8 protein-coding genes are annotated in these 13,331 nt (G+C 64.9%); 1 reads left to right on the plus strand and 7 read right to left on the minus strand.

Annotation, left to right across the window (positions count from 1 at the left end; genetic code table 11):
• Nucleotides 1–11: 11 nt before the first annotated feature.
• The 7 genes from ACTU6V_RS13280 to ACTU6V_RS13310 all read right to left on the minus strand — a co-directional run bounded on the left by ACTU6V_RS13280 (nucleotide 12) and on the right by ACTU6V_RS13310 (nucleotide 12,282).
• On the minus strand, nucleotides 12–5,747 hold the full coding sequence (locus ACTU6V_RS13280) for a metallophosphoesterase (protein ID WP_443475819.1): 5,736 nt from the start codon (nucleotides 5,745–5,747) through the stop codon (nucleotides 12–14).
• 65 nt (nucleotides 5,748–5,812) lie between these two features.
• A complete protein-coding gene (locus ACTU6V_RS13285; protein WP_443475820.1) occupies nucleotides 5,813–6,985 on the minus strand; it encodes a serine hydrolase domain-containing protein in 1,173 nt (390 codons plus the stop codon).
• On the minus strand, nucleotides 6,982–7,806 hold the full coding sequence (locus ACTU6V_RS13290; RefSeq protein ID WP_443475821.1) for an ATP-binding cassette domain-containing protein: 825 nt from the start codon (nucleotides 7,804–7,806) through the stop codon (nucleotides 6,982–6,984). Before ACTU6V_RS13290 ends, ACTU6V_RS13285 begins: the two co-directional genes overlap by 4 nt.
• Nucleotides 7,803–8,762, minus strand: coding sequence for an ABC transporter ATP-binding protein (locus ACTU6V_RS13295; protein WP_443469000.1), 960 nt, complete (start codon nucleotides 8,760–8,762; stop codon nucleotides 7,803–7,805). The genes ACTU6V_RS13290 and ACTU6V_RS13295 overlap by 4 nt, the downstream gene beginning before the upstream one ends.
• A complete protein-coding gene (locus ACTU6V_RS13300) occupies nucleotides 8,759–9,658 on the minus strand; it encodes an ABC transporter permease (protein WP_443469001.1) in 900 nt (299 codons plus the stop codon). Before ACTU6V_RS13300 ends, ACTU6V_RS13295 begins: the two co-directional genes overlap by 4 nt.
• Nucleotides 9,655–10,671: an ABC transporter permease gene (locus ACTU6V_RS13305; RefSeq protein ID WP_443475822.1), complete on the minus strand. Its 1,017-nt coding sequence runs from the start codon at nucleotides 10,669–10,671 to the stop codon at nucleotides 9,655–9,657. Before ACTU6V_RS13305 ends, ACTU6V_RS13300 begins: the two co-directional genes overlap by 4 nt.
• 12 nt (nucleotides 10,672–10,683) lie before the next feature.
• On the minus strand, nucleotides 10,684–12,282 hold the full coding sequence (locus ACTU6V_RS13310; protein ID WP_443475823.1) for an ABC transporter substrate-binding protein: 1,599 nt from the start codon (nucleotides 12,280–12,282) through the stop codon (nucleotides 10,684–10,686).
• Nucleotides 12,283–12,392: 110 nt separating this feature from the next.
• On the opposite strand from ACTU6V_RS13310, the gene ACTU6V_RS13315 reads away from it, so the two are divergent.
• Nucleotides 12,393–13,304, plus strand: a complete 912-nt coding sequence (locus tag ACTU6V_RS13315; RefSeq protein ID WP_443469004.1) for a LysR family transcriptional regulator — start codon at nucleotides 12,393–12,395, stop codon at nucleotides 13,302–13,304.
• The last annotated feature ends 27 nt before the right edge of the window (nucleotides 13,305–13,331 follow it).

A 13,331-nucleotide genomic window follows, 5' to 3' on the forward strand; every position in this document is an offset into this window, starting at 1 on the left:
TTATGCGGCGGTTATCGGGCGTTGACCAGCACGGGGCGAGATGCTGTGGCATCCCACGCCCAGACGCTTGCGAAGTCCCACCCGATTGCCTCATACGTGCTCTGCTGGTGTGCGGCATCCGCAGAGATCGTCTCTCCGTTGCGCGTCTGGCGCCCCTGATCGGTGACCGTCTGCCCGGTAATGACGATCGAATCGACCGCAAGGTTGTCCACGAACGTCGCGTGCTCGGTGCCGAGCTCGCGCGCCGCGATCCGTCCCGCGTGCGAGGACGCGGTGATCGCGCTGTTCAGCGCAACGGACTGCACCACCGTCGTCGTCGCGTAGGAGTACCCCACGACACCGCCAGCATTCTGATTCGCGATGACTTCGACGGCTCCCGCCGCGTACACGCGCTGCGTGAGGCTGCCGCGTCCGGCGATACCTGCCACGCCGCCGGCCTGACGACCCGCGTTCGCCGTGACGTCAGCATCCGAAGAGGAATCGCTGATCGTGCCGTAGAGATAGCCCACGATGCCGCCGACGGTGGCGGCGCCGCTGATCGATCCGCTGGTGCGGACCTCTGCGACGGCGGCGCCGGCTGCCAGACGATCCACCAGCAGTCCGACCTCGGATGCAGTCGACACGACCTCAGCATCCACCAGCGCGAGCTTGCGCACTGTGCCGGTCACCTCTGCGAACAGTCCGCCCGTCTCCGAGCGATAGCCGGTGACCGTGTGTCCATCACCGTCGAACGTCCCAGAGAACACCGGTGCGATGCGTGCGTCGGTACCTGTGAGATCGACGTCGGCGATCAGTCGATAGCTTTCCGCGGGGTATGTTCCGATCTCGGCGAAGTCCGCCGCATCGTCAACGAGGAACACACCATCTTCGTCAGTGTCGAGGTTCGGCCCGACTTCAGGCGTCTCCTCATCATCCTCGTCGAGTCCACGCGACTCCCCGACGCCGCTGAGAAGCGGGCGCGCGTTGGCGCTGCCCCACTGCCAGATGTTCGCGTCGAAGCCGAGTGTGTCGAGATAGAACCCGAAGCTTGCCAGCTGCTCCGCTGTCGCGGTTCCGCCATGCAGGTTCGTCGTCGAGGGAGCTGCCGTGTCGGTCGGAGTCTCAGCGGTCGTGTCGACAGAGGCCCAGTTGTTCTCGAGCGTTGCGGTATTGCCCGCCAGCACCCGCCCGAGGAACCGGTGCGCCCACGAGGGAGCCGTGACGGTCTGCGCCAGCGAAACGCTGTTGCGGATCACCGTGCCGGTGTAGGCATAGCCGAAGACACCGCCCGTGTTGCGGGCGTCGGCAGCGACGGTTCCCGTGGCGTAGACCCGCTCACTGAGCGATCCGGCAAGTGCCACACCGACAGCACCGCCCACCTCGGTGCTCGATCCGTGAACTGACGCGGTCGTGTAGGCATCGCGAAGCTCACCACTGGAGTCGCCGAGGATGCCGCCGACGCGGTTCAGCCCGCTGATCTCCCCCGTCGTGTACACCCGCTCGATGAGGCCAGTGCTGACGTTCGCGAGAATTCCCGCGCGCGCCACGGTGCTGCTGACCTTCGCGCCTTCGATGCCGAGATCGTGGATGTGCCCACCGTTGAGGTTGAACAGTCCGCCGGTTTCGGACTGCAGCCCCGAGATGGCGTGACCTGCGCCATCGAGCTCACCAGAGAACGGCACCAGGGAGGCAAGGGACGTGAATGCGGCATCGGCGAGCGCGATGTCCGACGTGAGCACGAAGCGCTCGGTCGGGAACTCATCGATCAGTCGCAGATCCTCGGCTGTGGCGATCTCGAAGAATCCTTCTTCGTTGGTCGGCAGTTCGGGGGTGGGCTTACTGTACTCCTCGGGATTGGAGCGCAGCACGGGGCGTTCGGCATCCGCGTTCCATGCCCAGACGCCGTCAAGGTCCCATCCGAGCGTCGTGGCGAAGTGCTCCACCGTCCTTGCTGTGGAAGCCGGCACCCGGGCTCCCTTGAGATTGTCGGCAGCCGGTGCATCAGCCAAGGACTCCGCCGAAACGAATGTCTCATCCGAGGCGTGGTTGTTCTCGAGCGTCGCCTGCTGGCTGGAAAGCACTCGCCCAAGGACCGCATGGGCGTAGCTCGGTGCGGTGACAGCGACGTTGAGAGACATCGCGTTGCGGATCGCGGTCTCGTTGTAGCCGTAGCCGACGATGCCGCCGGTGTTGCGGGTATCGGCAGCCACGGCGCCGGAGGCGTAGACGTTCTCGGTGACCGAGCCGCCCAGCGCCACTCCGATGAGGCCACCGGACTCGGTGCCCGCAACCTGGACGCGCGCGGTCGAGTAGCTGTCCTTGATCGTTCCTGCAGAATCGCCGACCAGACCGCCAGCGCGAGCGGGAGCAGAAATCGAGCCGCTGGTCCAACTGCGTTCGATCGTGCCGTTGTTGACGTCAGCGAGGATGCCGGCGGTGCCGATCACCGCAGTGATGTCTGCCTCCACGACGGCGAGGTCGTGAATGGTCCCCTCGTTCGTCTGGAACAGTCCTGAGCCGCTGGACGGCTCGGCCGCAAAACCGCTGACCGTGTGCCCACGCCCGTCGAAGACGCCTGCGAACGGCGTCGCCCCCGCGCCGATCTGGGTGCGCTCTGCGCCGTCGAGTGCGACGTCGTTCATCAGCGCGTAGTGAGCGTCCGGTGCCTGCACGATCTTCTCGATGTCAGCCCAGGTGCGCAGTTCGTACGGACTTTCGGCCGTCCCCTCCCCTGGCATTCCCTCGCGGACCAGGATCGCGGGTGTCAGCGGCTGGCCGCTGGCCAGGCCATCCCAGGCGAACAAGCGGATCGTGCTGTCGGATCGCACTGGCAACGGCGATTCGAAGGTCACGAGCTGTTCGATCCCGCGGTGGTCGAGCTCTGCCGTCACGGTTCGAACATCGAGGAGCTGCTCGCCGCTGAGGTCGTAGGCGGCAGCCACGAGCGTCGTGTCGTTCGGTGCACCGTCGGTGCTGAGCACGCCGATCCGGCTGAGTTCCCCGTCGACGACGTCGTGGGATGTGACGCGGAACATGCTCTCGGGCTTGTCCACCGCGAACTCGTCGACCAGCTCGCCGTCGATCGTGTAGACGCGCGCCTGAAGCTCGCCGTCTGCGGCTTCGAGCACAAGACCGGTCTGCGTGTCGACGTCGAAGACCTTGTCGTCCCACCACTGGACCTGGTTGTCGTAGAACTTCGGTCCGCTCGAGCCCATCGTGATGAAGGTGGTGCCGAGGTCTCGCTGTGAGTCGTCCGTGACGAGTGCGCCGTCGAGGATTGTGCCGCGTTTGTAGACGTGGTCGTGACCGCCGATGTAGAGGCCGACCCCGAGCTGGTCCAGGGTCTGGGTGACCTTGGCGCGAGCGATCGACATTCCGGCATCGCTGCTGTGCCGTCCCCCGTAGTAGGGGAAGTGGCCCATCACAACGTGCCACTCGGCGTCGTTGGAGCGCACGTCCTCTTCGAGCCAGGCCAGCTGGGTATCGAGGTCATAGTTCGAGTTGAGCACCGAGAAGTGGATGCTGCCTCGATCGAACGAGTAGTTGCTCTCGCCGACCGCGCTGCCGTTCTTGGGCAGATCGTACATCGAGGTGAAGATGCGGTTGCGCTCAGAGGAAAGCGCCATGCCCACTTCGCGGTCGCCGTATGTCTCGTGGTTTCCGACCATGGTCGCGAACTGCAGGTCGAGGTCGCGCAGAGAGTAGTCGAAGGTTCCCTGCCACAGGCTGGCGTTGCCGGCATTGTCTACAAGGTCGCCGACCTGGATGACGGTCTCCCCGCCCGCACGCTGCTCACGCAACTGATCGAGCATCCGTGCAGGCAGTTCGAAGTCCGACTTCTCGCCGCTACCGACCTGAACATCGCCGAGCACGTAGACCGGCGCATCCTCTGCGCCGCCGGCGACGAACTCTCCGCGCACGTCCGTCCACGGACCGCCCTCTCCGACGCCGAAGCGGTACTCGTACCTGGTTCCCTGCTGCAGCTCGGTCAGATCGAACTCGTGACTGCGCAGCGCGTGGGCGGTGATGCTGTCGAGATAGGTCTCTGCCTCAGTGGCGATGGAGTCCAGCTCGAACACGCGGTCATTCGACGAGGCGATGGTCTTCGATCCCAGATCGAGGAAGGAGCCCACCGGCGTGATCTTCGCCCAGGCGTTCTCGATGCCGACGTCGGTCGCGACGCTCAGGCCGGCTTCTCCCGGCTCTGCACCGACCGTGGCGACCGCACCGAGGTGTCGGAAGACTTGCTCAGGATCGAGGTCGGTGTCGCGCACCTGGATGCGGTGCACCTTCGCCGATGTGCTGCCGTCGCCGTCGGTCGCCTTGATCACGATGAAGTGGTCGTCGTAGCCCTCGATGGCGAACTCGCCGTCGGTGACCGGCAGCAGGTGTTCTGAGTTGTAGACCTCCACCGTCGTGGTCGGCGTCTTTCCGCTGTCGTCGACTGCCGAGAAGCGGGGAATCTCCACGCGCTCCCCCTCCGCAACGAGCTCTGGAGCGTTCGTGTCGATGGTGATCTCGGGCGCGTAATTCGCCCCGCGCACTGTGTCGCCGATCCAGATCGGCGCGGAGACGAGCTGAGCGCCATCTGCCTGCGTCGCCTTCACGAAGTAGTAGTCGCCGTCGGCGACATCGAGGGTGACGGCGAGGTCCTGCACGTTGCCGGACAGCGCACCGAAGTCGTGCGCGACCCGGCCGGCATTGCTGATGATCTGGATGCTGGTGAACGAGTCGGCAGCATCCGGATCTGCCGCCTGCACGACGACGTCCAATTCGTCTGTGTCGTCCGACAGGACAGCGCCCATCATCTGGTCGTTTCCGCTGAAGGCGAGGATCGCGTTCTCGTCGAGGGTCGAGTACATGCTGCGCTCGCGCATGGCGCGGTGCACAGCATCGAGGGATTTCTCGTCGGCCCACACCCCGGTCAGCGCGGGGTTGCCTGCCACCCAATTGGCACCGTGCTCGTCGCCGTTGAACACCGGAGCGAGGTGCCAACCGCTGTCGAGGGCTAGCTGCCACTGTCCGTCGTAGGACGCTCCCTTGTGCTCGAAGAGCGACATGCGCTCATCTGCTTCACGAGTGAGGTGGGTGAAGTTGTCGAAGTTGCCCTTGCCGTTCGGCGAGGGGTGGTTGAACTGCCCGATCACCTCGGGATCCAAGGCGAGGCGTGCGTAGAACGTCGGAAGGTCGTACATGAAGTCGCCGACAGGGAAGGCTCCGCCGAGGCCGTCTCCTGACCCCCGCACATAGCCCGGAGCGGTGACGAACCACTCTGCGTTGAAGAGGTTGATGTGGCCTGTGGCGTCGTACCAGGTGACTTCTTCCCCCGGGACGGCGATGAGCTTGCCGTCTCCGGATTCGTTGTGCCGCTCGGCACCGCTCTTGAGGTACTTCCACTCGTCGGAGTGCGCGTGCTCGTGGTGCTCGATCCAGTCATCCGCCGAGCGAACGTCCATCGTGACGTCGTGCTCGCTGGCCGAGAAGAAGTCCACATCTGTGTTCTCTGCCACGAAGGTGTACGCGTCCTCGGGCAGCTCGACACCGTCGCTGATCGAGGTGTGCGAGTGGAACTCTCCGGTGTAGTGCGTCTTGTTCAGGAAGGTGGGATGCGCATCCGTGCCATCGATCGCAGGAGCGGCAGCCTGCGCTCCTGCGGCAGGCAGCAGCGCAGCGACGACGCCGAGAGCGACCGCACCGGCGATACCGGGGCGCAGCCTTCCGAGAAGACCACGAGTCAGGACAGCAGACGAAGAGGTAGGAGCACGCACTCGCTCGACGTTAGGGGCGACCGACGAACGTGAGCCAGCGCCGACACGAACAAAAGGTGAACGACTCAGCCCTCGAGCGCGGAGCAGATGCTCATGAAGAGTCCCGCATGAACATCGTTCCAGCGGGTCGTCACCGGCTCAGGGCAGGACGAGAGCTTCACGATGACGGTCTCGGTCTTCGGATCCAGCCAGACATACTGTCCGTGGATTCCGACGGCGTAGACGTTGCCTCGTGCATTTCCCGTCGACCACCACTGGTTGCGGTACGACGCGTTCGGATGCGTCTGCTGGATCGCGAGCCCTCGCGCCAGCTCCGGATCGCCACCGGCCAGAGTCTCACTCACCCACGAGGACGAGATGACCTGCCGCCCTCCGCTGACTCCCCCAGAGAGCATGAGGTCGCCGATCCGCGCGAGGTCCCTGGCTGTGCAGGAGATGCCCCCGTTGGCGAACGGGAATCCCACAGGGTCGACGGTGACTGAGGCATCGTCCTCGCACCCCAGTGCTTGCCACACCCTCGCTGAAACGACTTCGGCGTATCGTCGCCCCGTGACCGATTCGATGATCCACGCCAGCACATCGGTATCTGCCGAGCAGTACTGGAACCGTCGTCCTGGTGCACCGGCGCTGCGCAGTGAACGCAGGAATGCATAGGTGTCGACGGGGTCGCCCTCTCGAGCCGTCCGCCATCCCGCGATGCGGTCCTGCGCGCGCACCTCGGAGTCCGCGTCGCGATAGTCCTCGTCGTACTCGACCGCCACTGTCATGTCGAGCACGTGCTGCACGGTGACGTCACCGTAGGCGGACCCGGCGAGCGCAGGCACGTAACGTGTGGCCTGCGCGCCGGGATCAACGCTTCCCTCATCGATCAGTGCGGCAAGAGTGAGTGCGCACACTGATTTCGAGACGCTCATCAGCAGATGTCGGTCATCCGGGGCGAAGCCCTCGCGATAGTACTCCGCGATCACTTCCCCGCGCCGCGAGACGACCAGCGCATCGGTGTACGCATCCGTCAACCGCTGTTCGAGCCGATCTGCGCGCGAAAGCGCATCCAGCCGCGTGATGCCCGAATCATCGGGCTGCTGACGGTGGATGGTGGTCGTTGGAACGAATTCCGTCACATGCGCGAACGCCCACCTGTTGTGCGGAGCATCCTGCCACGTGTCCAGCGTCGGCGGCGTGGGAGCCCCCTCGTAGCGCGAAGGGCGCGCGGCGAGTGCCTGAGTCAGATCGGTCACAGCAGGATGCTCCTCTCGTCTCCGCCTGGGACGATCTCCACCGCTCCTGGCGTTGCCGGCATCGCTGCCAGCAGTTGCCGCGTGTACTCATGCGACGGTGTCCTGAGTACGACGTCCGCCGGCCCGCTCTCGACCATCTGTCCTCTGCGCATGACGCCGGCTTCGTCGCTCATATAGCGCACCACGTCGAGGTCGTGCGAAATGAGCAGGTAACTGAGGCCCCGCTCTTGCTTGAGTCTTTGCAGCAAGTTGAGCACCTGCGCCTGTACTGAGACATCAAGCGCGCTCGTCGGTTCGTCGAGCACGATCAGCTCCGGTTCGGTGGCGATCGCCCTCGCGACGCCAGCTCGCTGCGCCTGGCCGCCGGAGAGCTGATGAGGCAGCCGGTCCGCGTGAGAAGACGACAGCCCGACTTCGTCGAGGAGCGCGGCGACGCGCTTGTCGATCTCGGCGGGCTTCAGAGCGGTATGGGTCCTGAGGGGCTCAGCAACGCTGTCCCGGATGCGCAATCTCGGATTGAGAGCCGCTTTCGGGTTCTGAAAGACGAATCCTGTCCGCGCGCGCAGCTGGCGCAGCGCTCGGCCCCGCACGCGGGCGGGATCTGCACCGTCGACGAGGCTGGTTCCCGACGTCGGCTGGATGAGATTGAGCGCGCACCGTGCGATCGTGCTCTTCCCCGACCCTGACTCTCCGACGAGCCCGAACGTGGCGCCCCGTGGGATGCGGAAGCTGACATCGTCTACCGCACGAAAGACGGTGCGGTGAGCACGGTATTCCTTCACGAGGTGCGTGACGGTCAGTGCATCGGACCCAGCGTTCATGATTCCTCCACCCGGATGCAGGCCGCCTCGCGCAGCGCGCCGACAGGTTTGAGCACAGGATCCGTCTCGTAGCACGCGTCGATCGCACGCGGACAGCGATCGGAGAAGGCGCACCCCATCACGCCCAGCAGGTTTGCCGGGACGCTGCCTCGGATCGCCTCGAGCGGCACGCCCTTCGCGTGCCGTGCAGGCAGCGCACCGAGCAGCCCGCGCGTGTACGGATGCTGCGGTGCGGCGAGCACTTCGGCAGCAGGACCGGTCTCGATCACACGTCCGGCATAGAGGACGGCGACGGTATCGCACGCTTCCTGCACCACACCCAGGTTGTGCGTGATCAACAGCACACCGAAGCCGAAGCGATCCCGCAGCGAAAGAATGAGACGAAGGATCTGGCGCGCGATGGTGACATCCAGCGCTGTGGTCGGTTCGTCGAGAATGAGCAGCTTCGGCTCGCACACCAGCGCCTGCGCGATCATCACGCGCTGCAGCATGCCGCCGGAGAGCTCGTGCGGATAGCTGTCGTACACGCGCTTCGGGTCGGGGAGCCCGACGTGCTCGAAGTACTCCAGAATGTGCGTGCGCGCAGATGCGCGACTCATCCTTCGGTGCCGGCGGACGACGGCTTCGAGCTGCTGGCCGAGAGTGAACACCGGGTTGAATGCGCTGCCAGGGTTCTGGAAGACGATGGCGATGGCGTCACCGCGCAGCGGGGACGGACGGTCGATGCGCTGTTCGACGCCATCGAGCACGATCCGTCCTGTTGGACGAGCTCCTTCTGGGAGCATCCCCAACACTGCGAGCCCTGTGAGGCTCTTGCCGCATCCTGTCTCGCCGACGATCCCGAGCACTTCACCCGGCCCGATGCTCAGTGACAGCCCGCGGACGGGGCGGTTCACCAGTCGGTTCCGCTCGACGAACGCGATCTCGAGGTCTTCTACACGCAGCAGTTCGCTCATCTCTTCACCTGCCTCGGGTCGATGAGGTCACGCAGCGCGTCACCGATGACGTTGAAACCGAGCACAGTGAGGAAGATCGCAAGCCCGGGGAAGGCCGAGATCCACCAGGCGGTGAACAGCTGCCCGCGTCCCTCAGCGACCATGAGTCCCCAGTCGGGGTCTGGCGGCTGTGCACCGAGTCCGAGGAAGGCCAGCGAACCAGCCGCCAGAACGATCGCCCCGACGTCGACGGTCGCCTGGATGATGATCGGCGTGAGGCAGTTGCGCAGGATGTGCCGCGGCAGAATGCGCCAGGTCGGAACACCGATCGCGCGGGCCGCCTCGACGTACGGTCGTTCACGCAGCGAGCGTGCCTCTGCCCGCACCAGCCGCGCGTACCAGGGCCACCAGCAGATCGCGAGGGCGATCCCGGCGTTGAGCAGGCTCGGACCGAGCAGGGCGACCATCACCATAGCAAGCAGCAACGGCGGGAACGCCTGGAAGACCTCCGTCACCCGCATCAGGATGTTGTCGAGCCGCCCGCCGCGGTAACCGGCGATCGCACCGAGCGGCACCCCGATGAGCGCTGCCAGCCCGACAACGGCGACAGCGATCGACAGGGCGGGCTGCGCGCCCATGATCACTCGGCTGAGGATGTCGCGACCAAGCTGGTCGGTTCCGAACAGGTGCGAAAGGCCAGGAGGGATGTTACGAGTATCGACATTCGTCTGCCCGCTTCCCTGCTCCGGATACGGTGCGATCCACTGACCGAAGAATGCGCACACGATTACGAGCAGCACGATCGCAAGCCCCGCTGTCGCGAGCCAATCCGTGCGCAGAACTCGCACCATTCGCGTGCCGAAGCTGTCTTTCGGCGGCAGGGCGAGGGGCGTCAGCGTCGTCGTCATGGTGGTCATGCGATCGTCACTCTCGGGTCGAGTCGAGCCTGTACGAGATCGACGATGAGGTTGGCAAGGAGGTAGGCGAATGCGCCGAGCAGAGTGATGGCCATGATCGCCGGGTAGTCGACGGCGAGCATTGCGGCACTGGCGAAGGCGCCGATCCCCGGCCAGTTGAACACCACCTCGACGAAGAACGTGCCGGTGAGCGCATAGGCGGTGGCCAGCCCGACGATCGTCATCGTCGGCGGTAGCGCGTTCTTGAGCGCAAGCCGCCACCGCACCATGACGTCGCGCAGCCCGTAGGCGTTGGCGGTGAAGACGTAGTCCTCACTCAGGACATCGAGCATGGTTGCGCGAATCATCCGTGCGACCAGTCCCATCGGATAGGCGGCCAGCGTCACCGCCGGAAGGATGAGATGGGCCATCCCGTCACCGAAGGCCACGAAGTTGCCTGATATCACGCTGTCCAAGAGCGCGAATCCGGTGATATCGGCCACCGGATTGGTGTACTCGATCCCTTTGGAGAACTGCCCCGTCGCCGGGAGGATGCCGAGGGATCCGACGAACACGACCTGCAGGAGCAGTCCGAGCCAGAAGGACGGGACGGAGACCCCGCCGATGGCGACGACGCGGACAGCGCCATCCACGATCCCGCCCGGACGCCGGGAGGCGATGACGCCGAGAATGATTCCGCCGACCGTGGCGAGAATCATCGCTGCGAACAGCAGCTCCAGTGTCGCGGGGAGCCGGGTGGCCAGTTCCATGAGCACTGGGCGCTTAGTGGCCAGGGAATCACCCCAGTCTCCGGTGAGCAGTCCGCCGAGGTAGGTCAGGAACTGAATCGGGAGGGGATTGTTGAACCCGAGCTTCTCACGGATCCGCTCGAGTTCGGCGGGTGGCGCCTTCGGCCCGGCGTACACCACCGCCGGATCCGAAGGAACCACCCTGGTCATCACGAACACGATCACGGTGATGACCAGCAGGACCAGGATCGCGGATACGATCCGCCTGCCTAGAAAACGCCACATCTCGTCGGCCGATCAGGCAGCAGGAGCGATGCGTGAAAAGAACGTCGTGAACGGGTAGTTCTCGTTGAAGTCGCCGATCTGAAGTCCGGGAGGCGCCACCGTGACGACCTCAGGGTCGAACAGATAGAGCGCGGGCGCCTGCTCGTACAACATCTGCATGGCTTCCTCGTAGGCCGCCTGCGCTGCCTCGCGGTCGCTGCCGGTCAGAGTCGCGGCCCGGTCGATGAGTTCGTCGTACTCGGGGTTGTTCCAATAGCTCAGGTTGAAGAAGGGCACGTCGCTGGAGTGGAACAGCGAGTACAGGTTGTCTGCGCCCGCATCGGAGTACGTCGGCCAGTAGTAGAGCACGAAGATGTCCTGTGCGGTTGCCGGATCTGCCTTTGCTGCTTCCCACTGCTGGTTGTACAACATGGCGGTGACGTTCACCTCCACGCCGATCTGAGCGAGGGCATCCTTGATGAGTGGAACGAAACGCGCTTCGGTGGCGTTCTCCGAGGCGTAGGTGAGTTCTAGCGTGAAGCCGTCTGCATGGCCCGCTTCCGCGAGAAGATCACGAGCTTTGTCGAGATCCTGGGTGTACTGCGGCACATTCTCCGAGTACGGGAAGATCCCCTTGGGCACGGCGGTCCGAGACTGAGTGCCGTAACCGAGCGCGCTGACCTCGATGATGTCCTCATACGGAATGGCGTAGCTGAGCGCCTGTCGCACAAGCGGATCGTCCAGAGGCGGACGAGTCGTGTTGAGCAGCGCGATGAAGTTGAACGGCGAGTTCGCCGTGCGAATCTCTGCACCGATCTGCTCGGAGACCGACTCGACGTTATCCAGCGGGATCGTGGTGGCGAAGTCGACCTCACCGGCGGTCAGCATCTGCTGCGCGGTGATGGCATCAGGGGTGATCGCGACATCAACGATGTCGTAGTGCGGCGCTTCGCCCCAGTAGTCCTCGTATGCCGAGAGCACGACCTTCTCGCCTGGCGCGTACTCCTTGAGTGTGTACGGACCGGTACCGGCTTCGATACCGGCCTCGAAGTACTGCTCGTCAGCTGCCGCGGCCTCAAGCGCCTTGGGCGAGACGATCCATGCACCGTACGTGGATGCCGCGACGAGATCCATCGGCGCCGGGTAGGCCAGGTTCATGACGACGGTCAGATCGTCGGCGGCTTCAACGCTCTCCAGCGGCGCCCAGATGAACGAGGCACCAGCGCGCTCGCGGGCCGCTTCGATGCTCGCGACGACCGCGTCGGCATCCACCGCCTCACCATCGTGGAATGAAGCGTCTGGCCGGATGTGGAACGTCCAGGTGAGTCCGTCTTCGCTGGTTTCCCACGCCTCGGCGATCGCCGGCGTGAAGTCCTCGTCTGCACCCTCGGCGTTCTTCCAGATGAGTGGCTCGTAGATGTTTCCCATATAGAGCGCTTCGGTGGAGAACGAGGCGACCGGATCCCAGGTGGTCACCGCTGCCGATGCGGCAACGGTGAGCACATCGGCGCCGCTTCCCTCTGCCGGAGCACCGCTCCCGCCGGACGTGCATGCGACCAGCGATGCCGTTGCTGCGGCAGCGGTCAGGGTCAACAGCGCTCTGCGCCGTGATCGTTGCGTGGTGACAGCCATGTCAACCTCCAGGTAAGACCGCAAGGGGCGGGTTTCGGCCAGTCTATGGACACGGAGGCGAGACTCGCCAATACTTGTTTTCCAAGACTTCGATGCCTAGGAGGTATCTCATGGAGCTTCGTCTGCTTCGCTATTTCGTCGCTGCGAGCACGCACGGCACCATCCACGGAGCGGCCGAAGCAGTCCACGTCGCGCAGCCCTCTCTGAGTCGCCAGCTGCGCCACTTGGAGCAGGACCTGGGCTTCGCACTCTTCGATCGCGCACCCCGGGGCGTGACCCTCACAGCGGCCGGCCGCGCTTTCCTTCCTGTCGCGCAGGCCCTTCTCACTCGCGCCGAGCGCGCCGCAGCCACCGCGCGTTCCATCGCAAGCGGCGACGGCGGAGGGCTGACCGTCTCGTCCGCTGGCACGACGGTCACCGACATCCTGGCGCCGTTCGTCGTCGCGCAGGGACAGGATGGCCCGATCAGCAATGCCGTGGAGGTGGTCCCGGAGAATGTCTACGACGTGCTCGAACGAGGGGATGCCGACTTCGCAGTGGGCACGCGCATCCCGCCCGCGGAGTTCCGGTCGCGAGTGATCGGATACGCATATCTCTGGGCGCAGGTGCATCCCGACCATCCGTTGGCGTCCGCAGAGGCCATCCCGCTGGCTCGCCTGGTACGCGAGCCCCTGATAGTGATGAGCCGCGCACACGGGGTGCGCAACATGTTCGATACCGCAGTGTCTCGCTCAGGGCTGTCCTACACGCCAGAAACGGAGACGGAGTCCTCATCTCTGGCGCTGGCGCTGGCAGCCGCTGGCAGAGGCATCTGCGTACTGTCCGACGATTCCCGCTACGGCCTTCGCACAGTGCCCATCCGCGCGGCCGACGGCAACCTGGCGATCACTCTGTACGGGGTCTGGGACGACAATCACTTCGCTGGTGCACGGATCGAGAAATGTCTCAGCGCGCTCAGCGAATTCGTCACCGAACTGTATCCGCAGACCACGCCGCGTTCTGGCGCACACCCCGAGTCTTGATACCTCACGGGCATCGCTTCACTCGAG

It is taken from the genome of Microbacterium zouquanmingi, assembly GCF_052266675.1.
GTDB lineage: Bacteria > Actinomycetota > Actinomycetes > Actinomycetales > Microbacteriaceae > Microbacterium.

Excerpts from the sequence above, each read along its gene's own strand:
- ACTU6V_RS13310 (WP_443475823.1), bottom strand. The coding sequence starts at position 12,282 with ATGGCTGTCACCACGCAACGATCACGGCGCAGAGCGCTGTTGACCCTG.
- ACTU6V_RS13290 (WP_443475821.1), bottom strand. The coding sequence starts at position 7,806 with ATGAACGCTGGGTCCGATGCACTGACCGTCACGCACCTCGTGAAGGAA.
- ACTU6V_RS13305 (WP_443475822.1), bottom strand. The coding sequence starts at position 10,671 with ATGTGGCGTTTTCTAGGCAGGCGGATCGTATCCGCGATCCTGGTCCTG.
- ACTU6V_RS13295 (WP_443469000.1), bottom strand. The coding sequence starts at position 8,762 with ATGAGCGAACTGCTGCGTGTAGAAGACCTCGAGATCGCGTTCGTCGAG.
- ACTU6V_RS13315 (WP_443469004.1), top strand. The coding sequence starts at position 12,393 with ATGGAGCTTCGTCTGCTTCGCTATTTCGTCGCTGCGAGCACGCACGGC.
- ACTU6V_RS13300 (WP_443469001.1), bottom strand. The coding sequence starts at position 9,658 with ATGACCACCATGACGACGACGCTGACGCCCCTCGCCCTGCCGCCGAAA.